This window comes from Streptomyces sp. NPDC006283 (assembly GCF_040613325.1).
Taxonomy (GTDB): domain Bacteria; phylum Actinomycetota; class Actinomycetes; order Streptomycetales; family Streptomycetaceae; genus Streptomyces.
On the sequence record NZ_JBEXRZ010000102.1, the window covers coordinates 1 to 24,194 of the forward strand.

General features: G+C 72.0%; 21 protein-coding genes and 2 pseudogenes. 15 read left to right on the forward strand and 8 right to left on the reverse strand.

The features are described from left to right. Positions 1 to 138: 138 nt before the first annotated feature. Positions 139 to 927, reverse strand: coding sequence for a DUF4142 domain-containing protein (locus tag ABZ070_RS21215; protein WP_356636070.1), 789 nt, complete (start codon positions 925 to 927; stop codon positions 139 to 141). Between the two features lie 143 nt (positions 928 to 1,070). After that, positions 1,071 to 1,847 carry an aminoacyl-tRNA hydrolase gene (locus ABZ070_RS21220; RefSeq protein WP_356636072.1) on the reverse strand — a complete coding sequence of 259 codons (777 nt, stop codon included), beginning with the start codon at positions 1,845 to 1,847 and terminating at the stop codon, positions 1,071 to 1,073. Positions 1,848 to 1,918: 71 nt separating this feature from the next. On the opposite strand from ABZ070_RS21220, the gene ABZ070_RS21225 reads away from it, so the two are divergent. The 5 genes from ABZ070_RS21225 (at position 1,919) to ABZ070_RS21245 (ending at position 5,741) form a co-directional block, all read left to right on the forward strand. Further along, the gene (locus tag ABZ070_RS21225; protein ID WP_356636074.1) at positions 1,919 to 2,596 is read left to right on the forward strand and encodes an AIM24 family protein; all 678 of its coding nucleotides are present in this window, start codon (positions 1,919 to 1,921) and stop codon (positions 2,594 to 2,596) included. A gap of 11 nt (positions 2,597 to 2,607) precedes the next feature. Then, entirely contained in the window at positions 2,608 to 3,564 is a 957-nt protein-coding gene (locus tag ABZ070_RS21230) for an ATP-binding cassette domain-containing protein (protein WP_356636076.1), read from the forward strand. Continuing rightward, on the forward strand, positions 3,561 to 4,253 hold the full coding sequence (locus tag ABZ070_RS21235) for an ABC transporter (protein WP_356636078.1): 693 nt from the start codon (positions 3,561 to 3,563) through the stop codon (positions 4,251 to 4,253). The genes ABZ070_RS21230 and ABZ070_RS21235 overlap by 4 nt, the downstream gene beginning before the upstream one ends. A 10-nt stretch (positions 4,254 to 4,263) precedes the next feature. Next, a complete protein-coding gene (locus ABZ070_RS21240; protein ID WP_356636080.1) occupies positions 4,264 to 4,458 on the forward strand; it encodes a hypothetical protein in 195 nt (64 codons plus the stop codon). 155 nt (positions 4,459 to 4,613) lie between these two features. Next, positions 4,614 to 5,741 (forward strand): AI-2E family transporter, encoded by a 1,128-nt coding sequence (locus ABZ070_RS21245; RefSeq protein ID WP_356636082.1) that lies wholly within the window; start codon positions 4,614 to 4,616, stop codon positions 5,739 to 5,741. Positions 5,742 to 5,789: 48 nt separating this feature from the next. Here the strand turns inward: ABZ070_RS21245 and ABZ070_RS21250 are convergent, their stop codons facing one another. Further along, positions 5,790 to 6,677 carry a DMT family transporter gene (locus ABZ070_RS21250; protein ID WP_356636084.1) on the reverse strand — a complete coding sequence of 296 codons (888 nt, stop codon included), beginning with the start codon at positions 6,675 to 6,677 and terminating at the stop codon, positions 5,790 to 5,792. 234 nt (positions 6,678 to 6,911) lie between these two features. Here ABZ070_RS21250 and ABZ070_RS21255 point away from each other — a divergent pair, with 234 nt between their 5' ends. From ABZ070_RS21255 to ABZ070_RS21265, 3 genes are all read left to right on the forward strand, one after another. After that, the gene (locus tag ABZ070_RS21255; RefSeq protein WP_356636086.1) at positions 6,912 to 8,333 is read left to right on the forward strand and encodes an MFS transporter; all 1,422 of its coding nucleotides are present in this window, start codon (positions 6,912 to 6,914) and stop codon (positions 8,331 to 8,333) included. 206 nt (positions 8,334 to 8,539) lie between these two features. Beyond that, complete coding sequence (locus ABZ070_RS21260; protein WP_356636088.1) at positions 8,540 to 9,034, forward strand: hypothetical protein; 495 nt, start codon at positions 8,540 to 8,542, stop codon at positions 9,032 to 9,034. 152 nt (positions 9,035 to 9,186) lie between these two features. Continuing rightward, positions 9,187 to 10,533 (forward strand): S1 family peptidase, encoded by a 1,347-nt coding sequence (locus tag ABZ070_RS21265; protein WP_356636090.1) that lies wholly within the window; start codon positions 9,187 to 9,189, stop codon positions 10,531 to 10,533. 57 nt (positions 10,534 to 10,590) lie between these two features. Here the strand turns inward: ABZ070_RS21265 and ABZ070_RS21270 are convergent, their stop codons facing one another. From ABZ070_RS21270 to ABZ070_RS21280, 3 genes are read right to left on the reverse strand one after another with little or no spacing between them, the layout of a single operon-like run. Next, positions 10,591 to 12,915 carry an FtsX-like permease family protein gene (locus ABZ070_RS21270; RefSeq protein WP_356636092.1) on the reverse strand — a complete coding sequence of 775 codons (2,325 nt, stop codon included), beginning with the start codon at positions 12,913 to 12,915 and terminating at the stop codon, positions 10,591 to 10,593. A gap of 2 nt (positions 12,916 to 12,917) precedes the next feature. After that, positions 12,918 to 13,694: an ABC transporter ATP-binding protein gene (locus ABZ070_RS21275; protein ID WP_356636094.1), complete on the reverse strand. Its 777-nt coding sequence runs from the start codon at positions 13,692 to 13,694 to the stop codon at positions 12,918 to 12,920. After that, positions 13,691 to 14,197: a PadR family transcriptional regulator gene (locus tag ABZ070_RS21280; RefSeq protein WP_356636096.1), complete on the reverse strand. Its 507-nt coding sequence runs from the start codon at positions 14,195 to 14,197 to the stop codon at positions 13,691 to 13,693. The genes ABZ070_RS21275 and ABZ070_RS21280 overlap by 4 nt, the downstream gene beginning before the upstream one ends. A gap of 169 nt (positions 14,198 to 14,366) precedes the next feature. Here ABZ070_RS21280 and ABZ070_RS21285 point away from each other — a divergent pair, with 169 nt between their 5' ends. The 6 genes from ABZ070_RS21285 (at position 14,367) to ABZ070_RS21310 (ending at position 22,560) form a co-directional block, all read left to right on the forward strand. Then, positions 14,367 to 15,635 (forward strand): ABC transporter substrate-binding protein, encoded by a 1,269-nt coding sequence (locus ABZ070_RS21285; RefSeq protein WP_356636098.1) that lies wholly within the window; start codon positions 14,367 to 14,369, stop codon positions 15,633 to 15,635. A 221-nt stretch (positions 15,636 to 15,856) separates the two neighbouring features. Then, the gene (locus ABZ070_RS21290) at positions 15,857 to 17,539 is read left to right on the forward strand and encodes a glycoside hydrolase family 13 protein (protein ID WP_356636100.1); all 1,683 of its coding nucleotides are present in this window, start codon (positions 15,857 to 15,859) and stop codon (positions 17,537 to 17,539) included. Positions 17,540 to 17,652: 113 nt separating this feature from the next. Next, entirely contained in the window at positions 17,653 to 18,987 is a 1,335-nt protein-coding gene (locus ABZ070_RS21295) for an ABC transporter substrate-binding protein (RefSeq protein ID WP_356636102.1), read from the forward strand. Between the two features lie 11 nt (positions 18,988 to 18,998). Then, positions 18,999 to 20,366, forward strand: a complete 1,368-nt coding sequence (locus ABZ070_RS21300) for an ABC transporter permease subunit (protein ID WP_356636104.1) — start codon at positions 18,999 to 19,001, stop codon at positions 20,364 to 20,366. Then, positions 20,363 to 21,286 carry a carbohydrate ABC transporter permease gene (locus ABZ070_RS21305; RefSeq protein WP_356636106.1) on the forward strand — a complete coding sequence of 308 codons (924 nt, stop codon included), beginning with the start codon at positions 20,363 to 20,365 and terminating at the stop codon, positions 21,284 to 21,286. The genes ABZ070_RS21300 and ABZ070_RS21305 overlap by 4 nt, the downstream gene beginning before the upstream one ends. Positions 21,287 to 21,444: 158 nt before the next feature. Beyond that, positions 21,445 to 22,560, forward strand: a complete 1,116-nt coding sequence (locus ABZ070_RS21310; protein ID WP_356636108.1) for a chemotaxis protein — start codon at positions 21,445 to 21,447, stop codon at positions 22,558 to 22,560. Positions 22,561 to 22,719: 159 nt separating this feature from the next. Here ABZ070_RS21310 and ABZ070_RS21315 read toward each other — a convergent pair. Next, positions 22,720 to 22,975, reverse strand: a pseudogene (locus ABZ070_RS21315) (lipase); the annotation flags it as partial. A 163-nt stretch (positions 22,976 to 23,138) separates the two neighbouring features. Further along, positions 23,139 to 23,603 carry a MarR family transcriptional regulator gene (locus ABZ070_RS21320; RefSeq protein WP_356636110.1) on the reverse strand — a complete coding sequence of 155 codons (465 nt, stop codon included), beginning with the start codon at positions 23,601 to 23,603 and terminating at the stop codon, positions 23,139 to 23,141. 108 nt (positions 23,604 to 23,711) lie between these two features. Here ABZ070_RS21320 and ABZ070_RS21325 point away from each other — a divergent pair. Continuing rightward, positions 23,712 to 24,101 (forward strand): annotated as a pseudogene (locus ABZ070_RS21325) (organic hydroperoxide resistance protein); the annotation flags it as partial. Positions 24,102 to 24,194: the final 93 nt, after the last annotated feature.

Consider the following 24,194-nt stretch of genomic DNA (forward strand, 5'->3'; position numbering starts at 1 on the left):
GCTCCGGGGCGGGCCCCTCGCCCGACCGGCTCTTCCTCGGCAGCGAAGGCACCCTGGGCGTCATCACCGAGGCGTGGATGCGCCTGCAGGAACCTCATGCCCCCCGCAGCTGTAGGGGCCGGCGCCGCCGTCTCGCCGTCAGCCCGCCGGGACCGGGTCCTGCGGGGCCGGGCGGTTGGTGTTGACGGCGGTCGGCGCGCCCGGCTGCGGTGTGGGCCGCGACGTGAAGGACTGGTCCCCGGTCGGCGTGACCGCCGGCGGCGACGGCGGAAGGTTGCCGTCCGGCGGCGGCGGCCCGCTCGGGCTGGCCGTCGCCCCGGCCGCGGCGCCGTTGGCGATCGCGTCGAAGTCGACCCGGCCGGTCTGCTCGAGCATGGTGATGTGGTCGAGCACCGTCTGGTTGGCGTCGGTCGCGAGCTGACGGATCAGGGTGTTGCGGGTGGTGTGCCTGACCTCCGCCACCAGGGCGAAAACCTTGCCGTGTGCCGTCCTCAGGAGCTGGGCGAACTTGCGCTCGTACTCTTCCCCCTGCGCCGCGGAGAGCTCCCGCAGCCAGCCCTGCTGCTGCTCGGTCGGCTGGTTGGGCAGCTCGACGCCGAGCTGCGCCGCGACGTTGCGCGCCCGCTCGTCCAGGTCGGTGTGGCCGACGACGAGGTGGTCGCCGGCCGCCTTGATGGCTTCCGTGGGCGCGCGTTCTATCGCCTGCTGCCCGGCCGGGAGCTCCCACAGTCCGGCGAGCCGGACCTTGACGAGGAAGTCGCGGTCGGTGGCCGACAGCGGTCCCCACTGGGTCGCCACGCTCGAGGCGTTGAGATTGTCCTGCCCGGTGCCGGAACGGTCGGCGTAGGACCACACGGGGAAGGCGAGTGCGCCTACCGTGACGACCAGAGCCGCGATGATGAGTGCTGTTCCGTTGATGCGCCGCAACAATGTGCCTCCAGAGCCGATGCGTTACACGTCGACCGACCGACCGGCAGACTGGCCGGTCGGTCGACGGCCGACCGCCGGTCGACTTAGCCGGTCAAACTACTCGGCGGTACAGAGGAGTACGCACCCGGGGCCCGGGATGTTCAACGCCCGGCTCGGCCACGCAGCGACGGGTGGTCGGCCACCACCGTGCACGAGCCCGGAGCGATTTCCGTGAACCCCGCGTCGCGTACGACCGGCAGTCCGCTCGCCGTGAGTGCGCGCCAGTCTGCCGGGGCCGCGGTCCGGACGGACAACGCGAAGCCGGTTTCCCGCCACGCCTTGCGGTCCGCCTCCGACAGGTCGAACCAGGCGAGCTGGGCGCCGTGTCCGGCCTGGGCCATGGCCTTGCCCGCGGACATCTCCAGTTCCGGACTGAACCACAGGACGGGACGTACCGGGTCAGGGGCTGCGGGCGGCTCCGGGTCGTCGAGTTCGGTGCCGGACACCTGGAGCTTCGCCAGCTCCTTGGGCCAGCCGTCGAGCGGTACGGGCGGAAACACCCTTACCTCCGCGGCCACTTCGGCCTGCGCCTCGTCCCTCTCCCCGTCCGCCCCTGTGCCCGTCACCGTGATGCCCGGCAGCGTGCAGGCCTTGCGCCACTCCGCGCCGCGCGCCCGCCGCACCACCTTGCGGATACGGGCGTCCTGCCAGTCCCGCATCGCCCGCGCCCACTCGCCCTCGCCGGTGGAGCGCTCGTCGGCGAGGATCTCGAGCACCGCGCGAGCGGCGGTCTCGAGTGCGTCCGTACGGGACGGCGGCGCGGCCTTCTCGATGCGCACCACCAGAGGCAGGACGAACTGCGGTGCGGCATCGCGGGACGATGTCGCGTGCCTGAAGGGGCTGTCGGGACGGATTTCACGGGTGTCTTCGCTGCTCACACCGCAAGTCTGCCAGCCGTCGGACAGTGGGCTGTTGGCGGAACGGCTGCCTCCGGGCCACGATGCCTCCCATGAAGAGTGATCTTTTCTCCACGGAGAACATGGCACAGCAGGCCACGGTGCCCGGAATGATCCTGCAGAACGCCAAGTCGATCAAGTACGCGGTGAACGGCGAGATGCACGCCAGGCAGGGCTCGATGATCGCCTTCCGCGGCAATCTGCAGTTCGAGCGCAAGAGCCAGGGGATCGGCGGCATGCTCAAGCGCGCCGTCACGGGCGAGGGTCTCGCGCTGATGGCGGTGCGTGGCCAGGGCGAGGCGTGGTTCGCGCACGAGGCCGCCAACTGCTTCATCGTCGACATGGAGCAGGGCGACGCGCTGACGATAAACGGGCGCAACGTGCTCTGCTTCGACGCGACACTGTCGTACGAGATCAAGACGGTCAAGGGCGCGGGCATGACCGGCGGCGGGCTGTTCAACAGCGTCTTCACCGGCTACGGCAAGCTCGGTGTGATCTGCGAGGGAAACCCGATCGTCATCCCGGTCTCGCACCAGCAGCCGGTCTTCGTCGACACGGACGCGGTCGTCGGCTGGAGCGCCCAACTCCACACCTCGCTGCACCGATCCCAGTCCGTCGGCTCGATGATCCGCGGCGGCTCGGGCGAAGCGGTGCAGCTCAAGCTGGAGGGCGAGGGCTTCGTGATCGTACGGCCCAGCGAACTCACCCCGCAGAAAGCGTCGCAGAACTGAAACTGACACAAGTGGGCCGTCGCTACGGCCTCGGCGGGCCATGGGTGCTGCGCGGGGTCGACCTCGAACTGCGCCCGGGGACCCTCGTGCGGGTGCACGGCACGAACGGCAGTGGCAAGTCGACGCTGCTGAGGCTGCTCGCCGGCATCGACACCCCGACCGAGGGCACCGTCAGCGGCCGGCCGCGTACCGCGTACGTTCCCGAACGCTTCCCCGCCGCGCTGCCGTTCACCGCGGCCGGCTATCTGACGCGCCTCGGGCGCATCCACGGTCTCGGCCGGCGGGAGGCGGCCGCCGGCGCTGCCGAATGGCTCGAACGCTTCGGTGCCTCGGGCCACGCCGCTACGGTGCTCGGCGAACTGTCCAAGGGCACCAGCCAGAAGGTGGCCGTGGCGCAGGCACTGCTCGCCCGACCGGAACTGCTGGTGCTCGACGAGGCGTGGACAGGCCTCGACGCGGTGGCGCGCGAGCAGCTCGACCTCGCCGTCGCGGAACGGGTCGCGGCAGGCGCCGCCGTCGTCTACGTCGATCACGACCCGCGCCGACTCGCGGGGGCGGTCGACGCGGAGTTCCGTGTGGGGGAGGGCCGGTTGGTCCACCCCTTTGACGCGGTGCCTTCCGGTGCGCGGGAGCGCGGCCCGCGCGTACGGATCGTGGCTGTGGGTCCGCCCGGTGCGCCGGTGCCCGAAGGGCTGCCCGGTGCCCCCGAGCACGTGCCGGCCGGCAACGGCGGCACGGTCCTGACCGTCGCGCCCATGTACTCCGATCTGCTGCTGGCCGCACTGCTCACGGCCCGGCCGCCGTGGCACATCAGTCAGGTCGGCGACGAGGACGCCCCGCGGAGGCGGACGGCGCAGGCAGGGCCGGCCGCCCCCGCGGCGTCCGGCCCGGCGGCACCGGATCCCGGGATTCCTGACGCCGGCAGGCCTGCACCGAAGGCGCCTGACGCGAGGGCCCGTACGACATGAACGCACTCTTCGGTTACCACACCGCGCTGCTCCTGCGCTCCCAGCGCTGGCTGCCGCCCTTCCTCCTCTACGGCGCCGTACTCGCCATCGGCGTCCAGGGCGGCGGGCCGATCCTGGACTCCCTCGGCTACGCGGCCGCCCCGCTGGTGCCGGTCACCGCATGGCTCGTCCGGGTCTGTGTCACCCAGGAGCCGTCGGCCGCGCGCAGCATCACCGCCGCGGCAGCCGGTCCGCGCCGCGCCCACCTGGCTTCGCTGCTGGCAGCCGTCGTCTGCGCCGCCGTGCCGGGCGCGTCGGCGCTGGCCGTCGTCGCGCTGATCAGCGACCCGTCGAGCGCCGACCACCAGGTGGCGGTCGCGCGGCTGCCCGCTGCGGCCGCAGGGCTCGTCGCCGGTGCGGTCTGCGTGCTGGCCGGGGCAGCGGTCGGTGCGCTGTGCAGCCGGCCGCTGCTGCACGCCCGCGGCTGGTCGCTGGCGGCGACCGCTCTGGTGGCCCTGCTGGCGCTGGTGACCAGCGGATCTCCCGCCAGATACGCGGTCACCGCCCTGGTCACCGGCTCGCAGACCGGGACGGTGCGGATGCCTCTGCTGCCCCTATTCGGCGCGGTGCTGATGGCCGCGGCGGCGTTCGCGGTCGCCGCCGTGACGGCCTCCCTGCGGGGCGCGGACGGCGGCAGAGCCGAGAGTTAGAGTCGTATGTATGGACGAGCAGGAGCCGTACGGCGGGGCCCCGGAGCGGGTGGACGCCGAGCAGGCAGAGGCCGCCACGGACGGCCCCTTCGCCGAGTGCGTGCTGTGCCGCCGACCGACGGAGTACCCGGAATCGGTCAAGGGAGCGACGCTGTGCCCGGTCTGCGAGTGGCGGGAGGCCGAGCGGACCGCGTGCTCCGGCTGACCGGCCGGTCGGCCGACCGGCCCGGGGTACCTTCGGGCGAATGACGCGCCGCGCGCGTGCCGTGCGGCGCGCGCGGTGGTACGCGGATGGGCATGCCCCCCAGGTCGTCGGAATCGTCAGAGCGCCCACCGCAAGTCACCGCAGGCGCGGCGCGCGTGCCCGATGCCCTGAGGACCGCCGCCGCGTACGCGTGGCGGGTCATCGTGGTGGCAGTCGCCGTCTACAGCGTTTTCGCCGTCCTCGGGCGCTTCCACGAGATCGCCGTGGCCGTCTTCCTCGGCCTGGTGCTCACCGCCGTGCTGCGGCCGGCGGCCGATCTGGTGGCCCGGGTTCTGCCCCGTCCGCTCGCCGTCGCCGTCGCACTGTTCGGCAGCATCGCGCTTGTTCTCGGAGTGTTCGCCCTGGTCGGCGAGGCGGTCGCGGGGGAGCGCACCACACTCGTGCGGGAGTTCGGTTCCGGCATCGAGAGAATCGAGAACTGGCTGGAGCAGCCCCCGTTCCGTGTCGACCCGGAAGCTCTCACCGACGTCCAGTCCCGTATCGGCCGGCTGCTGTCCGACCACCGGTCCGCCGTGGTCAGTGAGGCGCTGAGCGGCGCGGGACGGCTGGTCGAAGTGCTGACCGTGTTCGCCCTCGCACTGTTCTGCTCGGTCTTCTTCATCCACTCCGGTGACCGGCAGTGGGGGTGGTTCTGCAGCCAGCTGCCGCTCGGCACCAGGGAGCGTGCGACGGTCGCGGGCCGGGCCGCCTGGCGGACGTTCACCGGTTACACGCACGGCATCCTGCTGGTGGCAGCCACCAACGCCGTCCTGGTCGGGATCGCCCTGTACGCCCTCAGCGTGCCGCTCGCGCTGCCACTGGCCCTGCTGGAGTTCTTCGCCGCGTTCATCCCCCTCGTCGGCTCGCCCATCGCTCTCGCGGTGGCCGCGGTGGTGGCGCTCGCGGCCAAGGGGCCGGTGATCGCGGCCGTGGTCGTCGCCCTGATCGTGGTCATCGGGCAGATCGAGGGGCATCTGCTCCACCCGATCGTGATGAGCTGGGCAGTCCGGCTGCACCCCGTGGTGGTCGCGCTGTCGGTCGTCGGCGGAGCCGTTGCGGCGGGCGTGGTGGGGGCGGTCGCCGCCGTGCCGCTGGTGGCCGTGGTCTGGTCGGTCCGTCAGGCACTGAGAAAGTCCCGCCTGTCCGGCTCGCAGAGCCCGTCCGGTCCGGAGAGCCCGTCCGGTCCGGAGAGCCCGTCCGGTCCGAAGAGCCCTGCTGGTCCGGAGAACCCCTCCACCCCGTAGAGCCCGTCCGGCCCGGCAGCGCTTCCGGCGGACGGCGCTGACCGCTTGTCAGGGCGCGGCCGTTTCCCGCTCCTCGCCGACCAGCGACTGGGCCAGCGGCATCCGCGCCAGGGCGACCACACCCGCCGCCACCAGAGCCACGCCGACCGCCTGCGGGACCAGCCACCAGCCGGTGCGGACGTGCTCCTCGTAGAGCAGGAGGCCGAGGGCCATGCTCACCGCCGCGTCGCCGAGGGTGAGTGCGGGCTGGGAGGCGACCAGCGGACCGGCCTGCATCGCGTTCTCCAGCAGGAACAGCGCGCACGCGCCGAATGCCGCGAAGGCGTAGGTCTGCCACGCCGTGAGGAAGGCCGTGATGCCGCCGTCGTCCAGGATGTGCATCGCGGCCTTCATCAGTGCCGCGGTGACCGCGTAGCTGATGGCGGTGGCCGTGCCGAGGAGGGCCGCGCGCGCACGGCCCTCCGGGCGCCGCAGCGCCGCGCCGGTGAGCGCGACGACCACGGCGGCGCAGACGACGAGCGCGATGATCCAGCGGTCCAGCGGTACGTGGGTGCGGTTGCCCGAGGGCGAGGCGGCGGCGAGGGCGATGCCCAGGCCCACGACCACCGCGGACACGGCGACCCAGCCCATGCGCGGCATGTGCCGGTGCAGCACCAGGGACGCGATGACCAGGGCGAGCGGCAGTTCGAGCACAAAGAGCGGCTGGACGATCGTCAGCGGCCCGGTCGCCAGCGCCACCGCTTGGCAGACACCGGCGGCGACGACGGACAGGATGCCGGCCAGCCACACGGGCTGCCGCAGCAGGTCGAGCATCAGCGAGGCCCGCAGGCCGTCGGAGCGCGGTACGCCGAGAGCCGCCTTGCGCTGCAGGACGGTGGCCAACGCGTTGCTCAGTGCGGCCAGCAGGGCGAAGACGACCGGCACCAGGATGTGCACCGTGGTCCGCCTCCCGCGGTCGGCGGTCGCCGCGGTGTGCCGTGGGCACCGCGGACGTGACCGGACATGTCGCGCGGCCCCCGGGCGGGGACCGCTTCTGCCATGGTGCCCACCGGGGGCTGCGCCCGCGATCGGAGCCGGGCTGCGCCGCCCGGGAGGCGCGCCGACAATGGGGGCGGGGGTGCACCACGGCCGGGGCACGGCCAGGTCCTCGTCGAGGGGAGACACGTGCCCATGCACGACGAGTCGGAGCGGGCCCGGGCCGATGCCGCCACCTTGAACGCGGCCGCCGGCCGTACCTGGGCCTTGGTTGCCGTCGCCGTCGCGCTCTTCTGCATCCAGGTCGACTTCTTCGCACTCAACCTGGCCATCCCCGGCATCTCGGAAGAACTCGGGGTGACACCGTCGGCCGCCCAGTGGACCCTCTCCGCCTACATGCTCGCCGTCGGCTGCTTCTTCATCGTGGGTGGCCGGCTGGGCGACGTCTTCGGCCGCAGACGTGTGCTGCTGATCGGCATCACGCTGTTCGCGGCGGGTTCCGTGGGGTGCGCGTTGGCGCCGGGGCTGGTGTGGCTGGTGGCCACGCGGATCGTGCAGGGCGTCGGGGCCGGTTTCGTCTTCCCCGTGTCCGTGGCTGTCATCAGCAACGTCTTCCCGAAAGAGACCCGTGCCCGGGCCCTGGGAGCCGCTTTCGGTGTCGCGAACATCGGGACCGCGCTGGGGCCGTTCGTCGGTGGCGGATTCACTCAGGGGCCGGGGTGGCGCTGGATCTTCTGGCTGTTGGCGCCGCTCAGCGCGCTGTCCCTGGTCATCGCCGTGATCCACGTATCGGACTCGCGGGACGTCTCCGTACCGCGCCGGCTCGATCTGATCGGCTGCTTCACCATCGTGTGCTGCCTGGCCGCGGTCACCCTGGCCGTGGAGCGCGGCAGCGCATGGGGCTGGGACCACGCCCGCACCCTGACGCTGCTGGGGATCGCCGTGGTGACGGGTGGACTGTTCGTGCTGCGCGAGCAGCGGGCCCGCCATCCGCTCATCGACCTCAAACTCTTCCGCAACATCCCGTTCGTCCTGGTCACCGGTATGGGATCGGTCGCCAACATGGGCTACGGCGTCACGGTCTTCGTGGCCACGCTCTATCTGCAGGGTGTGCGTGGGCTCTCGCCCCTGATGGCCGGTGTCGTCTTTCTCGCCCCGGCCTTGGTGGTGGCGCTCACCGGACCGCTGGGAGCCCGCCTCGCGACGTGGATGCGGCCCACGGTGGTGATGGTGCTGGCCGGCGTGATCGCGGGCACGGGGATGACGGCCCTGAGCCTGGTGAACGCATGGTGGCTCTATGTGCCCGTCTTCGCCTGGTGCGGTCTCGGCCTCGGACTCGGCTGGACGTTCTCCAGTGTCGCCACCCAGCAGGTCGTGGCGCCTGCCAGGGCGGGTGAGGCCTCCGGTGTCCTGCTGACCTTCCTCGTCACTCTGGGAGCCATCGCCCTCGCCGGTGCGGCGGCGACGATCACGGCGATGACACCCGAGCGTCCGCCCGAGGCCGTGTACGACGTGATCCTGCGGGTGGGCGGAGTAGTGATCCTGGCGGCGTCCGCGGTGGTCATGGCCGTACGCCAGTGGCTCGTCGCCCACGACAAGGTGGCCGCCTCGGTGTAGGGGCGGCGGCCGGTCAGGATCACGGCCGCGCGGTGTCCGGGGCGCCGCCCGCATGACAGCGGCACCGGTCCGCCGGGACCCGGAGCCCTCTGGGGCCAGGTCAGGGTCGCTCCGTGGGCCGGGGTTCATGTGACAATTCCGGCGCATGGATTGCACTGTGCAATCATGCCCTCGGCTCTGTGGTCCGCATGCTCTGGAGGAACGCCATGACAGTGCCCCCGACGGCCGGTGTGCTCGCCGGTATGCGGGACCTGCTCGCGGCGCCCGACGCTCAGGGCGGCGCCATCTGGCGCCTGACCCCTGTCGCGCGGCAGTTGGACGCCAACCTCATCCGGCTTCTGCCCGGCACCCTCGGCACGAGCCATGTCGAGCCGGACCTGGACGTGCTGCTGTGCGTGCTCGCAGGCAGCGGCGAGCTGGAGATCGGGGGAGCGCGGCAGGAACTGGAGCCGGGCAGCGTGGCCTGGCTGCCGCACGGCATGGCGCGCTCGCTGTCCGCCGGGCCCGACGGCCTGGTCCACGTCACGGCACACCGCCGCCGGCCGGGCCTGACCATCGGCAACGCGGCGGCGGTCCGTGAACCCGCCACCGGCGGCGAGCCCGCCTGCATGCTCGGTCGCGTCTGCCCTGACTGCGACCATCCCGCCGAGGACGCCGCGGCGCGATTCTGCAGTCGATGCGGAAGCCGTCTGCCCTCCTGACTCCTTGCCGACGACGCCTCTTGACGGTCAGTCAGTTCACGATTTCGCAGTCGCGATGAGTACAACTCCCGCCCCATCCGTATCAACGGTCGGACGCGTCCCCCGGTCTGTCGCCGACAACCGGATTCCGTATCCCCGCAGGAGGCGGCGAGTTGAGTCACAGGCGAATACCCAAGCGAAAGGCCGTGCTTGCAGGAGCCGGGGCGGTGGGCATCGCCGCGGCCGCGGTGCTGCTGCCCCACGCCAACGCATCGCAGTCCGGCTCCGGTTCCGAGCCAAAAGCGGCTCCCAGAACGATGAGCGCCGCGGCGGCGCAGGACCTCGTGTCGCAGTTGGGACCCGAGTTGGGTGACGCATACGCGGGTGCGTACTACGACGCACAGAAGCAGCAGGTCGTCGTCAACGTGGTCGGCGACAGCAACGACGTGGTCGTCCAGGTCAACGAGGCCGGCGCCGTGGCGCGGCCCGTCGAGAACAGCATGGGCGAACTGAAGTCCGCGACGAGCACGCTGGCCGACAAGGCCACCATCCCCGGCACGGCGTGGGCCGTCGATCCGCGGACGAACCAGATTCTCGTCACGGCGGACCGCACGGTCGCCGGCGACAGCTGGAACCGACTGGAGTCCACCGTCCGGTCGCTCGGCTCCGGCATGGCCCGAATCCAGAAGTCCGCGGGCGAGTTCAAGCCGTTCCTCGAGGGCGGCGACGCCATCTTCGGCGGCGGGTCACGCTGTTCGCTCGGCTTCAACGTGACCACCGACGGCGGACAGCCCGGCTTCCTCACCGCCGGACACTGCGGGGTGGCGGCCGACCAGTGGTCCGAAGATCCGAACGGTGCCCCGATCGGTACGGTCCAGGCCGCGACGTTCCCCGGCGACGGCGACTTCGCCCTCGTCACGTACGACGACCCGGCGACGCAGGCCTCGAGCAGCGTCGACCTCGGCAACGGCCAGACGCTGGACATCGTGCGCGCGGACGACGCCGCTGTCGGGCAGGAAGTCATCCGGATGGGCAGCACCACCGGACTGGACGACGGCCAGGTCACCGGGTTGGACGCCACCGTGAACTACCCGGAGGGCACGGTCACCGGCCTCATCCAGACGAACGTCTGCGCCGAGCCGGGCGACAGCGGTGGTGCCCTGTTCACCCGTGACGGCAGCGCGATCGGACTGACGTCGGGAGGCAGCGGAGACTGCACGTCGGGCGGCGAGACGTTCTTCCAGCCGGTGACGACGGCGCTGGCCGCGGTCGGTGCGCAGATCGGCGCGGGCGACCAAGGCCAGGGCGGTCAGGATCAGGGCGGTCAGGCAGATCAGGACCAGGGCGGCCAAGCGGGCCAGGATCAGGGCGGCCAGGCAGGTCAGGATCAGGGTGGTCAGGCAGGCCAGGACCAGGGCGGCCAAGCGGGCCAGGACCAGGACGGCCAGGCAGGTCAGGACCAGGGCGGTCAGGCAGGCCAGGATGACGGCGGCGGGCAGGGAGGGTTCGACGACAACTGATCGCTGACCCCCCACCGATCCGGGGGTGGGCGCGGTGCGCCCACCCCCGGATCGTGCTCACAGCGTGTCGCTCAGCGAGTCCGCCGGCCGCCGCCGCGCCGCCCGCGTCGCCGGCAGCGAGGCCGCAGCCACCGCTCCCAGTACCGCACCGACGATCACGACAACCAGCACCGGCCACGGCGGCAGATGCGCGATGCCCGCCCCCATGCCGCTGGTGCCGCCCTGGACGTCCACCAGCCAACTGCCCGAGACCGCCCCGAGAACGGTTCCCACGACGGCCGAGACCAGCGCCGTCAGTCCGGCCCCGGTCACGATGATCGCGCCGATCTGCCGGGGCGTCAGCCCGATCGCCTTCAGGGCGAGCAGGTCCCGGCCCCGGTCGCGTACCCCGGTGCTGATCAGCGTCAGCAACTCGGTCAGCCCGATGAGGGCGAGGACGGCGATGAGAGCCGCGATCACTCCCCGTGCGGGCTCCAGCCGGTCCGCCGGATTCGGTGTCTCCCGGATCTCCAGCGCTCCGCCCGCCGCCCCGGCGAGTGCGGTGCTCACCGCCCGCGGGTCCGAGCCGTCCGCCAGCACCAGCGCATGGAAGTCGGGACGCAGCCCCGGATCGCGTTCCCGCAGGGCGTCGATGGTCGTGGTGATGATCCGGCCGCCGGACTCGGGCTCGATGCTGCGGCCCACGATGTGCAGGATCTGGGGCCGGCCCTCGACCGTCATCCGTACCCAGTCGCCGACTCGTACACCGAGAAGGTCGAGCAGCCCCTGCCCGGCGACGGCCTCGTCCGGGCCGCGGACCGCGCGGCCCTCGACGACCGCCGAGGGGAAGGGGTCGCGGGCGGTGCCGAGCCCGCGCAGGGTGATCGTGCCGGTCTGTCCGGGGACGAGCGCCGCCATCTCGGCACCCGGATGGACCGCGGTGACGTCGGGGGCCTGCGCGAGCGTGCGCCGCAGCTCGCTCTCCGCCGGCCCGCCGGGCTGCTGCGCCCGTACGGTCAGTGCCGCCGGAAGTCCCATCTGCTCGGGCCGGCCGCGGAACTGGTCGAGGGTCGACCAGGCCACGAGGGCGACGGTGATCAGTACCAGCGGGAGCGCCGGCCGCGCCACCGCGACGACCGTCCGGCCCCTGCGCGGGAAGGCGGAACGCCACCCCAGTACCAGGGCCGGAGGCACCCGCATCCCGAGCGCCCGGCGGCCGAGCGCGGTCATCGGCGCGGCCGAGGGCTGTGCGGCCCGGGCCACGGGCACCGGAGGTACGCGGCCGGCCCGCCAGGCGGCGAGCCCGGTGGCTCCGGCGATCAGCAGCACCGCACCGCACGGCACGCCGATCATCAGGGCCGCGTAACCGGGCAGGTCCTGCCACAGCGCTGCCGCGTCCCCGATCCGGCCCGGTATCCGCGCACCGAGGGCGGCGATCGCCGCCGTGCCGAGCGCGACTCCGAGCAGGGCGAAGGCCAGATGCTGCACGAGGAAGCCGCGCACCACCTGACCCGGTGTGAACCCGACGGCCTTGAGCACGGCGATGTCCCGCAGCTGACCGCGTACCCGGGCGCTGATCGCCCCGGACGCGGCGAGCGCGGCCGCCAGCAGCGCGCCGAGACCGAAGACGGCGAACAGCTGGCCGAGCAGCCGGTCGTCGCCGCCGGCCTCGGCCCGTGCCTGCTGCCACTTGGTGACCTGGGCGACGCGGTCGGCGCCCAGGACGGTCACGGCCCGCTGGACCATGAAGTCGGTGTCGCCGGGATCGTCCAGCCGCAGCCCGACGCTCTGCCCGGTGCCGCCGGGGGCGATCGTGTCGAAGGTGTCCGACCGCACCCAGCCGATGCCGGGCCCGCCGCCGGGCTGGTAGCGGGGCTCGGCCGCCTCCGCGACGCCGGTGACCCGCAGGGGGTGCGCGGCGCCGTCGGGCCCCTTGACCCGTACGGTGTCGCCGGGCTCCGCCCACAGTGCCCGTGCGACCGAGCTCTCGAGGACGACGGTGTGGGCCGTGTCGCCGCCGTCCGCCGGGGCGAGCCAGCTCCCGGAGGTGACGAGCGGCCGGCCGACGTCCGGCGGCCGTACGTCCGCCGCCCGCAGGGCCACACCCGCCCGCGCGCCCCGCGACTCGACGGTGGTGCCTGCGGTCCGGTACGGGCCGGAGAGCGCGGCGACGCCGTCGAGCCGGGACAGCGCCGCGGGGTCCGCCCCCGCCTTGGTCTGCAGCCAGATGTGCGCGCCCTGGGACTGGTTGAAGATCCGCTGCCAGGGGTTGGCGGCATAGCTGAAGAGCGCGCCGGCCAGCAGCAGGGAGGCGATGATGCCGGCGCTGGCCAGCACGACGAACAGGGCTTCGCCGCGGTGTGCGCGGAAATCGGCGTGTGCCCAGCGCAGGGTGGCCCGCACGGTCAGTCCTTCAGTTCGAGTACGCCGGACACTCCGCCGCCGGGGCCCCGCCGTCCGCCGCCGAGCTCCGCGTCGTCCGCGATGCGCCCGTCGAAGAAGCTGATGACACGGTCGGCGGCGCTGGCCATCCGGGCGTCGTGGGTGACCATCAGGATCGTCTGCCCGCGCTGGTGGAAGCGGGAGAGCAGTCGCAGCACCTCCCGCGTGCCCTTGCTGTCGAGGCTGCCGGCCGGTTCGTCGGCGAGGAGCAGCGCGGGGTGGTTGACGAGGGCCCTGGCGAGGGCGACCCGCTGCTGCTCGCCTCCGGAGAGTTCGCCGGGCATGGACTTCTCGCGGCCTTCGAGGCCCAGCTCCGCGAGGAGTTCGGCACGGGATTCGCGGGCGGCCCTGGGGGAGGCCCCGGCGAGCAGGGCGGGCAGTTCGACGTTGTCGGCGACGGTGAGGTTGGAGACCAGGTTGAAGAACTGGAAGACGACGCCGATGCTGCGCCGCCGCAGCACAGCCCAGCGGGCCTCGCGGTATCCGTCGACGCGCTGCCCGTCGAGCCACAGCTCTCCGCTGTCGGGCCGCTGGAGTCCGCCGATCAGATGCAGCAGCGTGGACTTCCCGGCGCCGGACGGCCCGGTGACCGCGACGAACTCGCCGGGGCGCACGGTCAGGTCCACGCCCCGCACGGCGTGCACCGGCGCGCCCTCGCCGTGGTGGGTCTTGGTCAGTTGCTCGGCCCGCACGATGGGCGCGGCGGCGCGCTCGCCGTCAGACGCTGCGGCGTCGCTCATTCCAGCTCCTCCTGACAGCGTTCCAGCCAGTCCAGGTCGGCCTGCAGATGCAGCATGGCGCCCTCGATCAGCAGCTGGGAGACCCTGTTGTCCCGGTCCTCCGCGGCGGCCAGCTTCGACAGGTCCCGCATGGTGTTGAGGTACTGCCGCCGCTGTTTGTTGATCAGGGCGATGGGGTCGGCGAGTCCCGATTCCGGTGCGAGGGCGAGCTTCATGAAGAACTCGTCCCGTACCCGCGGCTCGTCCGTGGTCTCCTCGAACCAGGCCTGCACCGCCTCACGCCCGGCATCGGTCAGCCGGTACGTGCGCTTGTTGGGCCTGCCCGACTGCTCGACGTCCTCGCCGTCGATCAGACCGCTCTTCTCGAGCCGGCCGAGAGTGACGTAGATCTGGCCGACGTTCGGCTGAGGGTACGCGGCGCCCAGGAGCTTCTCAAGGTCGTGCTTCAGCTCGTAACCGTGCGCGGGGCCACGGGTGAGGAGTGCCATGAGCGGCAGCCGCACGCGCTCCCCCTCTCTCCCGCCGCGGTAGTTTCCTGTTGGCCGGGCATACGGCGTGTGTCGCGCGGCACTCGCCTCGTCTGCCTGGACGTCTAGTATCGCCCATGCCTAACGGGTATATATAGGCCGCACTGGTCGGCAGCGCAGCCGGATCGTGCACTGGGAGGAACCTATGCGGTGGATGCGTGCCGCGGGTAGGGGACTCCTGGTCGTGGCGGTGCTGCTGGCGGGTTATGCCGGTTTCGCCACCCACGGCCCGGGAGCGGATGCGGGGCGTGGCCCCATGACGCTGGTCACGGCGGGCGATCTGACCGACTATCTCTCGCCGCTGCTCGACGACTGGAACAGCGCGCACCCCGACGAGCGGGTCACCCTGGTCGAGCTTCCCGACTCGGCGGACGAGACCCGGGCCCAGATGATCAGCGAACTGCGTTCCGGCAGCGACCGTTTCGACGTGCTGAACATCGACGTCGCCTGGACGTCCGAGTTCGCGGCGGCGGGCTGGATCTCCCCGCTGGAACGTGACCGCTTCCCGCTCGACGCCTTCCTGCGGCCGGTCGTCGACACCGCCACTTTCGACGGACGGCTGTACGCGGTCCCGTACGTCACGAACGCCGGACTGCTCTACTACCGCAAGGACATCCTCGACCGCGAGGGTGAGAAGCCGCCGCGCACCTGGGCCGAGCTGGCCCGGCAGGCGCGCACGCTCGGCCCCCGATACGGCCTGGACGGTTATGCGGGACAGTTCCTGCCGTACGAAGGGCTCACCGTCAACGCCACGGAGGCGGTCCACTCCGCGGGCGGCTCGATCCTCCGGGACGACGGCGACCGGGTCACCGTCGACTCGGAGGCCGCCCGCGCCGGTCTGACGTTCCTCGCCGACGGGGTGCGGGACGGCTGGATCCCCCGCGCGGCGCTCGGCTACAAGGAGGAGGAGTCCCGGCAGGCGTTCCAGGACGGCCGGCTGCTCTTCCTCCGCAACTGGCCCTATGTGTACGCGGACGCCGGAGCCAAGGGCTCGAAGGTGGCGGGCAAGTTCGGCGCGGTGCCGCTGCCGGGTCCCGACGGGCCGGGCACGAGCGTGCTGGGCGGATCGAACCTCGCCGTCAGCAGCCATTCCCGGCATCCCGCCTCCGCCGCCGACCTGATCGCCTACCTCACCAGCGAACGGGTCCAGCGGCAGGTGCTCACCGAGGGCTCGCTGCCGCCGGTGCGGGCCGCGCTGTACGAGGATCCGGAGCTGATCAAGGCCCATCCGTATCTGCCGACGCTGCGCCAGAGCGTGCTGTCGGCGGTGCCGCGCCCCAAGAGCCCGCGGTACGACCAGGTGAGCCTGGCCGTGCAAGCGGTGGTGCAGGACGTGATGGCGCTGCGCCAGACGCCCGCAGAGGCGGTGGCGCGTCTCACGCGCGAGCTCGAGGCCATCGCCCGCAGAGGCTGACCTCCGACGCCGCGTCGAGCATCTCCCATGGAGCCCTTACTTACATGTTAGGTAGGGGCTCTCCTGTTGGCACCCCTTCATTCCTGGGCAAATCACCCCAGCTTTCCGCTGTTTCCGGACGCATCGTTGACACCTTCCAGTCACTGCTACTTAACATGCATGCATAACAGCGCACCCGATCCGGGGCGCCCTCGCATCCAGCAGAAACAGGTCGACGCGAGATGCTCAGCACGCTTCCGGCCGGCACCGGCCACCCCTCCCGCACCGCCACCACCCCTGACCCCTGGTGGCGTGACGCGGTGATCTACCAGGTCTACGTCCGCAGCTTCCTCGACAGCACCGGGGACGGCATCGGCGACCTGGCCGGCGTCCGCGCCGGGCTTCCCTACCTGCGGAAGCTCGGGGTCGACGGCATCTGGCTCAGCCCGTTCTACCCGTCGCCGCAGCATGACCACGGCTACGACGTCGCCGACTACCAGGGCGTCGACCCCGTCTACGGCGACCTCGCCGAATTCGACCGGCTCATGGCCGACGCCCGCCGTCTCGGGCTCAAGCTGCTGCTCGACATCGTCCCCAACCACTGCTCCAGCGAGCACCCGTGGTTCCGTGAGGCACTCGCCGCCGGCCCCGGTGGACCGGCCCGCTCCCGCTTCCACTTCGCGCCCGGCCGCGGCCCGGACGGTGCCGAGCCGCCCAACAACTGGCGCGCCATGTTCGGCGGCCCCGCGTGGAGCCGGGTCACCGAGCCCGACGGGACGCCCGGTGAGTGGTACCTCCACCTCTTCACCCCCGAGCAGCCCGACCTCAACTGGCGTGATCCGGCTGTCGGCGACGAATTCGAGCAGGTCCTGCGCTTCTGGCTGGACCGGGGCGTCGACGGCTTCCGTATCGACGTCGCCGCGGGCCTCTTCAAGCACCCCGAGCTGCCCGACTCCGACGACCCGGCCGCCGACGAACGCTCCCGCGACTCCGTCAACCCGCTCGCCTGGAACCAGCCCGAGGTCCACGACGTGTGGCGCCGCTGGCGCTCGGTGTGCGACGAGTACGCCGCCGAGGACGGGCACGACCGGCTCCTGGTCGGCGAGGTCTCCGTGCCCACCGCCCGCGAACACGCCCTGTACGTCCGCCCGGACGAACTGCACCAGGCCTTCTTCTTCGACCTGCTCAGCGCCCCCTGGGACGCGGACGCCTTCCGGTCGACGATCGACGAGGCGATACGCGACATCGCCGGCACCGGGTCCACCGTCACCTGGGTGCTCAACAACCACGACCAGGTCCGCACGGTCACCCGCTACGCGGGCGAGCCCGGCGTGGAAGCCAGCGGACTCGGCGCCGCCCGCGCCCGCGCCGCGGCCCTGCTCATGCTCGCCCTGCCCGGCGCCGCCTACGTCTACCAGGGCGAGGAGCTCGGCCTCCCCGAGGTGCTCGACCTGCCCGACGAGGTGCTCACCGACCCGATCTTCCACCGCACCGGCAGCCGCAAGCGGATCCGCGACGGCTGCCGGGTCCCACTGCCCTGGTCCGGCCACGCTTCCCCGTTCGGCTTCAGCCAGGGCGAGGCCGGGGCCCGGCCGTGGCTCCCGCAGCCCGAGTGGTTCGCGGACCATGCCACCGACCGGGCCCTGGCCGACACCCGCTCCTTCTGGCACCTGTACCGGGACGGACTGCAACTGCGGCGAAGCCTGCCGCAGTTGGGCGAGGGCACGCTGCGCTGGCTGGACGCGCCCCCGCAGGTCCTCGCCATGTCCCGCGGCGACGGCCTGATCTGCGCGGTCAACTTCGGAACGGAGCCGGTGCCCGCCCCCGTGACCGGAACGCCCCTGCTCGCCAGCGGTCCCTGCCCCGACGGTGTGCTCCCCGGAGCGACCGCCGCCTGGTGGACCGGCGACTCCACCCTCCCGTAGCGCCTCTCGTTTGGTCATGCCGGGCTGCCTGATCCAAACGAAAGACCCTAGCGCCTGCCCGACCCCGACCCGTCGGCCGGACCACACCCGCCCCTCCCGGAAGGACCCTCACCATGCGACGAATCGCCAGAATCACCACCCTGCGCACGACGGCCGCGACCTCGGTCGCGCTCGGCCTCGCCCTCGGTGCCACCGCCTGCGGCGGCACCACCGGACCCGCGAGCGGCGGCGAACTCAGCGGCCAGCCCGTGACCGTGGCCGGCGTGTGGACCGGCAGCGAGCAGAAGAACTTCAAGAAGGTGCTGGACGCCTTCACCGAGAAGACCGGAGCCAAGACCGTCTTCGTCCCCTCCGGCGACAACGTCTCCACCTTCGTCGGCAGCAAGATCGAGGGCGGCAACGCACCGGACGTCGTGATGGTCCCCCAGGTCGGCGTGCTCCAGCAGTTCGCGAAGGAGGGCTGGCTCGAGCCGCTGTCCGACAAGACCGCGAAGACGGCCACGGCGGGCCTCGCCCCGGTGTGGAAGAACTACGGCACCGTCGACAACACGTACTACGGGCTCTACTTCAAGGCCGCCCACAAGTCGACCGTCTGGTACAGCCCCGAGGCGTTCACCCAGGCCGGCGTCGGCGCACCCAAGACGTACGAGGACCTCCTGAAGACGGGCCGCACCCTCGCCGACTCCGGCCGCCCCGCCTTCTCCGTCGCCGGAGAGGACGGCTGGACCCTCACCGACTGGTTCGAGAACATCTACCTCTCCCAGGCCGGGCCCGAGAAGTACGACCAGCTCGCGAAGCACGAGCTCAAGTGGACCGACGAGAGCGTCGTTGAGGCACTGTCCACACTGGGCGAGCTGTTCAAGGACGACCAGCTTGTGGCCGGCGGGGCGAAGGCCGCGCTGCGCACCGACTTCCCGGCCTCCGTCGAGCAGGTCTTCGGCCCCGAGCCCAAGGCGGGCATGGTCTACGAAGGGGACTTCGTCGGCGGCATAGCCAAGGACGAGTTCGGCCGCAAGCTCGGCGAGGACGCCGACTTCTTCCCGTTCCCCGCCGTCGGCGGCGGCAAGGCCCCGGTGGTCAGCGGCGGAGACGCGGCCGTGGTCCTCAAGGACGGCAAGAACGCCAAGGCCGGCATGAAGCTCCTCGAGTTCCTCGCCACCCCGGAGGCGGCCGAGATCTGGGCAGGCGCCGGCGGCTTCCTGTCGCCCAACAAGGACGTGAACCTCGACGCGTACGGCGACGACACCACCCGCTCCACGGCGGAATCCCTCGTCGCGGCCGGCAACTCGGTCCGCTTCGACATGTCGGACCAGGCGCCCGCCGCCTTCGGCGGCACCAAGGGCGCCGGTGAGTGGAAGCTGCTGCAGGACTTCCTGCGCGACCCGTCCGACCCCAAGGCCACCGCGGCGAAGCTCGAGGCCGCGGCCGCCAAGGCGTACGGGAACTGAGGCCGATCACCATGGCCGAGACCCTCAAGGCACGGGCCCGCGGGGCCCGTGCCCCCAAGGCCGGCGCCGCGCTCGACCCGCGGCGCCGCGCCCAGCGCAGAAAGCGCCGCCTCGCGGTCCTCTTCGTCCTGCCGGCCGTGCTGCTGCTCGGCGCCCTCGTCGTCTACCCCGTCCTCTTCTCCGTCGGGCGCAGCCTGTTCGACGCGAGCGGCGAACAGTTCGTCGGCGCCGCCAACTACATGGAGATCTTCCAGGACCCCGCCACCCTCAAGGCCATCCGCAACAGCACCATCTGGGTCGTCGTGGCACCGGTTCTGCTGACCGGTCTCGGGCTGATGCTGGCGGTCCTCACCGAGAAGGTGCGCTGGGCCACCGCGTTCAAACTGGTGCTCTTCCTGCCCATGGCCGTGTCCTTCCTCGCCGCGGGCATCATCTTCCGGCTCGCCTACGAGCAGAACCCGGACCGCGGCGTCCTCAACGCGGTCGTCGTCGGCGTCCACGACGCCTTCGAGGACCCGGCCGCCTACCCGACGGCCCGCGCCCGCGAGAACCAGGGTCTGACCGGAAAGGCCGGCGGGCCGTACGCCACACAGGACACCGTGCGCCCCGGTGGCGGCTCGGTGAACCTCGGCTTCGTCGGCGTGGCGCCCGACGCGATGCCCGCCGGCGCCGAGCCCGCCAAGGCCGACGCCGCACCCGGCCCCGACGGCATCGGCGGCGTCGCCTACCTCGACTTCGCCCCGGGCGGCGGAGGCACCCAGGGCAAGGTCGACCCGGCGGAGAAGGGCCTGCCCGGCATGACCGTCGAGGCCGTACGCGACGGCAAGGTCGCCGCCACCGCGACGACCGCCGCCGACGGTTCGTACCGCTTCCGGGGTCTGGCCGACGGCGAGTACACCGTCCGTCTGCCCGCGGCGAACTTCGCCGCGCCCTACGAAGGCGTGAACTGGCTCGGCCCCGCCCTGGTCACCCCGGCCATCATCGGCGCCTACCTGTGGGTGTGGACCGGTTTCGCGATGGTCCTCATCGGCGCCGGGCTCGCCGCGATCCCGCGCGACGCGCTGGAGGCGGCGAGGATGGACGGCGCGAGCGAGGGCCAGATCTTCCGCAGGATCACGGTGCCGCTGCTCGCCCCCGTGCTGACCGTCGTCTTCGTGACGCTGGTCATCAACGTGATGAAGGTCTTTGACCTCGTCTACATCATCGCGCCCGGACCGGTCCAGGAAGAGGCCAACGTACTGGCCACCCGGATGTGGCTGGTGTCCTTCGGCGGCGGCAACGACCAGGGCCTGGGCAGTGCCCTCAGCGTCCTGCTGCTCCTGCTGGTCGTACCGGCCATGATCTTCAACGTCCGGCGCTTCAGAAGGAGCGGAGCATGAGCGGCCAGACCACCGTCGAACGCCGGCCGGCGGCGCCGGCGACACCGGCCCGTACCCCTGCCCCGTCCCGTCCGCCGCGCAAGGGCAGAGTCCTCACGTGGCTGAACAGCTCGGTGGTCCAGGCACTGCTGATCGTGGTCGCGCTGATCTGGATCACCCCGCTGGCCGGTCTCTTCCTGTCCTCCCTGCGCTCCGAGCGGGACAACGCGTCCGACGGCTGGTGGACGGCGCTGACCGACCCGTCACAGCTGTCCCTGGACAACTACACCGCGCTCTTCGAGGACTCCGGCATCGCCGGGGCCTTCTGGAACACGGTCCTGATCTCGGTGCCCGCGACGCTCCTCGTCGTCGGCGTCGCGGCGCTCGCCGGCTACGCCTTCGCATGGCTGGAGTTCCCCGGCCGTGACGCGATCTTCCTGGTCGTCGTCGGCCTGCTGGTGGTGCCGGTCCAGATCGGGCTGCTGCCGGTCGCGAAGCTGTTCGGCGCGGTCGGGTTGTTCGGCACCGTCGCGGGCGTCATCCTCTTCCATGTCGCCTACGGGCTGCCGTTCGCGATCTTCCTGCTGCGCAACTACTTCGCCGAGATCCCGAGGGAGATGCTGGAGGCCGCGCGGATGGACGGCGGCTCGGAGTGGCGGATCTTCTCCCGGCTCGTCCTGCCGCTCGGGCGGCCGGCCATCGCGAGCCTGGCGATCTTCCAGTTCCTCTGGGTCTGGAACGACATGCTCGTCGCGCTGCTCTTCGCGGACAGCGAGTCCCAGCCGCTGACGGTGGCGCTCCAGTCCCAGATGCGCCAGTTCGGCAGCAACATCGGCGTCCTCGCGCCGGGCGCCTTCCTGTCGCTGGTGGTGCCGCTGGTGGTCTTCTTCGCCTTCCAGCGGCACTTCGTGCAGGGCGTGATGGCGGGCTCCGTGAAGTAGCCCCGCCACCGGCCCGCACGCCGACCATGCCCGCACCGCGGCCTTGCCGCGGTGCGGGCATGCGCCGTCCGGATGCGCGCCGTGGGGCGCGGAGGGAAGGTTGTCTGGTCGAGCACGGGGGCCTAGGGCCTCTCTTTGGATCTTGCCGAGAGGAAGACATGGACACCGACGCCCTGACACCTGAACTGCTGCGGAAGCTGAGGGAGCCGAAGGCCTATCCGGCCGTCTCCCTCACGATGCCCACCCACCGGCGCGAGCCGGAGATCGGGCAGGACGCCGTACGGCTGCGGAACCTGATGGCCGAGGCCGGGCGCAGGCTCGACGCCGACGACTCCATCAGCCGCCAGGCGCGTCTCGGCATCAAGGCACAGCTGGAGAAGGCCGCCGACGACATCGACCTGCGACGGTTCCTCGACGGCCTGGCGATCTTCGCCGGCGCCGACGACCACCAGCTGTGGACCCTGCCACGCAGCGTGCCCGAAAGGGTCGTCCTCAGCGACAGCTATCTCACCCGCAACCTCGTCTCCGCCAAGGCGCAGGCCAGACCGTACTGGGTCCTGGTGGTGGCCGCGGACCGGGCCACGCTGTGGAGCGGCTCGGAGACGTCGGTACGGCAGCACACCGGAGGCGGCTTCCCGAAGGTGCTGCCCCAGGAGCCGCCCAACCCGCAGCGCGAGGAGCGCCAGGGCGACACGGCGAGCACGTTCACCGACGAAACGACCCGCCAGTTCATGCGGGACGTCGACAACGCGATCGCCGCCGTGCTCGCGGCCGAGCCGAGGCCGCTGTTCCTGGTCGGCCTCGCGCCCGCCCTCGCCCTCCTGGAGGAGGCGTCGACGGCCGCGCGCCCCCTGTCGCCGGCGGCGCGGTTGGTCAAGGGCGGGCTCACCGACGGTCCGGCACCGGAACTGCTCAAGGAACTGCGGCCCGCGCTGGACGAGTACCGCCGTGCGGAGGCCTCCCGCGTCGAGGAACGCCTCGACGCTGCCATCGGCCGCCATGCCTTCGCGGCCGGTCTCGACGAGGTCTGGCAGTCGGTGGGGGAGGGCCGGGCCGGGCTCGTCGTCGTCGAGGAGCACTACCAACGGACCGTCCGCGTCGACGGCGGGCACCTGCGACCGGCCGACGACTCGGAGGTGACCGATCCCGCGGTACGGGAGGACATCGTCGACGAGCTGGTGGAAAGGGCGCTGGACAGGGGCGCGGAGGTGGTGTTCGTGCCGGACGACGAGCTGAAGTCGCACGACCGGGTGGCGGCTGAGCTGCGGTTCTAGGTCCTCAACCACGAGCGGGCGTCTCAGCTCTGCTCGGCGGCGAAGGGGCCGCCGGAGCCGAACGCGAGCGCGGCGAAGCGTTCCCCCATGCGGCGGTGCGTGGCGGCGTCCGGGTGGAGCTGATCGGGCAGCGGCAGCTCGGGCCGGTGGCGGGGCTCCGTACACGCCGTCGGGGCGGGGCGGGGCGCCCGCGTAGGCGTTCTTGGTGCGGAGCGTGTCCGTTCGACGGTGGTCGCCCGCGTGCGGAACATTAGCCGTACGCCGGAGGGCTGGGCCTCCGCCATGGCCGGCTGCCCGTCGGCGCGGACTGCGCCCGGGACCGGCCGGGCAGCCGGTGCGGCAGCAGCCCGTGCTCGGTGCGCTCCAGATCCAGGGCGCCGCGGAGGAGACCCATGGTGACGGGTGTGGTGATCATGGGGTGATTCTCCTGCTGGGATGCGCGCTCCGCGCAGCGGTTCTCGCGGGGCCGCCGCGCGGGCTGCCCCCCCGTCCCGCCCCTTCCCGAACCGGGCGCCCGGACCCGGACTCGGGCTTCGCCCGTCGCCCGCACGGGCCGCCGGGGCGGCGCCCCCGGGACTTCATGTGGTGGCTGCGTCCAGGCGGGCCGTCAGTGCGTCCAGTTCCTCGCGCAGCGCGAGCAGGCGGTCCAGGGGGAGGCCCGTCGCCTCGGCGATCCTGCGCGGGGTGGCCAGCGCCTTCTCGCGCAGGGTCGTACCCGCCGCCGTGGGCCGTGCGGTGACCGAGCGTTCGTCGTGAGTACTGCGCCGGCGTTCCACGTAGCCCGTGGACTCGAGCCGCTTCAGCAGGGGTGACAGCGTGCCGGAGTCCAGTCGCAGATGGTCGCCGATCTGTTTGACCGGCAGCTCGCCGTGCTCCCACAGCACCAGCATCACCAGGTATTGGGGGTAGGTGAGCCCGAGGTCCTTGAGGGCCGTGCGGTACACGCCGTTGAAGGCTCGCGCCGCCGCGTGCAGCGAGAAGCAGATCTGGTGCTCGAGGAGGAGGAAGTCCTCGTCCGGAACGTCCCGCAGCTTCTTCTCCATGCGCCCACCCTACCAAGCCGTGGACGATTAAGTTGTGCACAACTAAATCGTGTGATTTGATTCTGGTCATCGGTTCCCGACCCCGACATGACGAAGAGGGATGCACCCATGGACGCGCTCTACACCGCTGTCGCCACCGCCAACGGCCGCGAAGGCCGCGCCGTCAGCTCCGACGGTCAGATCGACCTGCCGCTCGCCTTCCCCGCGGCTCTCGGTGGCAACGGCCAGGGCACCAACCCCGAGCAGCTCTTCGCCGCCGGGTACGCCGCCTGCTTCGCCAGCGCGATGGGCGCGATCGGCCGCCAGGAGAAGATCGACGTCAAGGACGCCTCCGTGACCGCCGAGGTCAGCATCGGCAAGGACAGCGACGGCGGCTTCGGCCTCTCGGTGATCATGCGCGTCGAGCTTCCCGACCACCTGCAGGGTGAGCCGGGCCGTGAGCTGCTCGAGAAGACCCACGCGTACTGCCCGTACTCCAAGGCGACCCGCGGCAACCTGCCACCGAGTGCTGTGGCGGGCCCGCCGGTCCCGCGTCCACGAACGCCGACACCGCTTTTTCGTACGCCGCGTCCGGCTCCGTCCAGCTCGTGC

Coding starts and splice junctions, on each gene's coding strand:
- ABZ070_RS21320 (WP_356636110.1), bottom strand. CDS start 23,603: ATGGAGAAGAAGCTGCGGGACGTTCCGGACGAGGACTTCCTCCTCCTC.
- ABZ070_RS21295 (WP_356636102.1), top strand. CDS start 17,653: ATGCGACGAATCGCCAGAATCACCACCCTGCGCACGACGGCCGCGACC.
- ABZ070_RS21260 (WP_356636088.1), top strand. CDS start 8,540: ATGACAGTGCCCCCGACGGCCGGTGTGCTCGCCGGTATGCGGGACCTG.
- ABZ070_RS21305 (WP_356636106.1), top strand. CDS start 20,363: ATGAGCGGCCAGACCACCGTCGAACGCCGGCCGGCGGCGCCGGCGACA.
- ABZ070_RS21275 (WP_356636094.1), bottom strand. CDS start 13,694: ATGAGCGACGCCGCAGCGTCTGACGGCGAGCGCGCCGCCGCGCCCATC.
- ABZ070_RS21285 (WP_356636098.1), top strand. CDS start 14,367: ATGCGGTGGATGCGTGCCGCGGGTAGGGGACTCCTGGTCGTGGCGGTG.
- ABZ070_RS21255 (WP_356636086.1), top strand. CDS start 6,912: ATGCACGACGAGTCGGAGCGGGCCCGGGCCGATGCCGCCACCTTGAAC.
- ABZ070_RS21240 (WP_356636080.1), top strand. CDS start 4,264: ATGGACGAGCAGGAGCCGTACGGCGGGGCCCCGGAGCGGGTGGACGCC.
- ABZ070_RS21310 (WP_356636108.1), top strand. CDS start 21,445: ATGGACACCGACGCCCTGACACCTGAACTGCTGCGGAAGCTGAGGGAG.
- ABZ070_RS21290 (WP_356636100.1), top strand. CDS start 15,857: ATGCTCAGCACGCTTCCGGCCGGCACCGGCCACCCCTCCCGCACCGCC.
- ABZ070_RS21225 (WP_356636074.1), top strand. CDS start 1,919: ATGAAGAGTGATCTTTTCTCCACGGAGAACATGGCACAGCAGGCCACG.
- ABZ070_RS21300 (WP_356636104.1), top strand. CDS start 18,999: ATGGCCGAGACCCTCAAGGCACGGGCCCGCGGGGCCCGTGCCCCCAAG.
- ABZ070_RS21235 (WP_356636078.1), top strand. CDS start 3,561: ATGAACGCACTCTTCGGTTACCACACCGCGCTGCTCCTGCGCTCCCAG.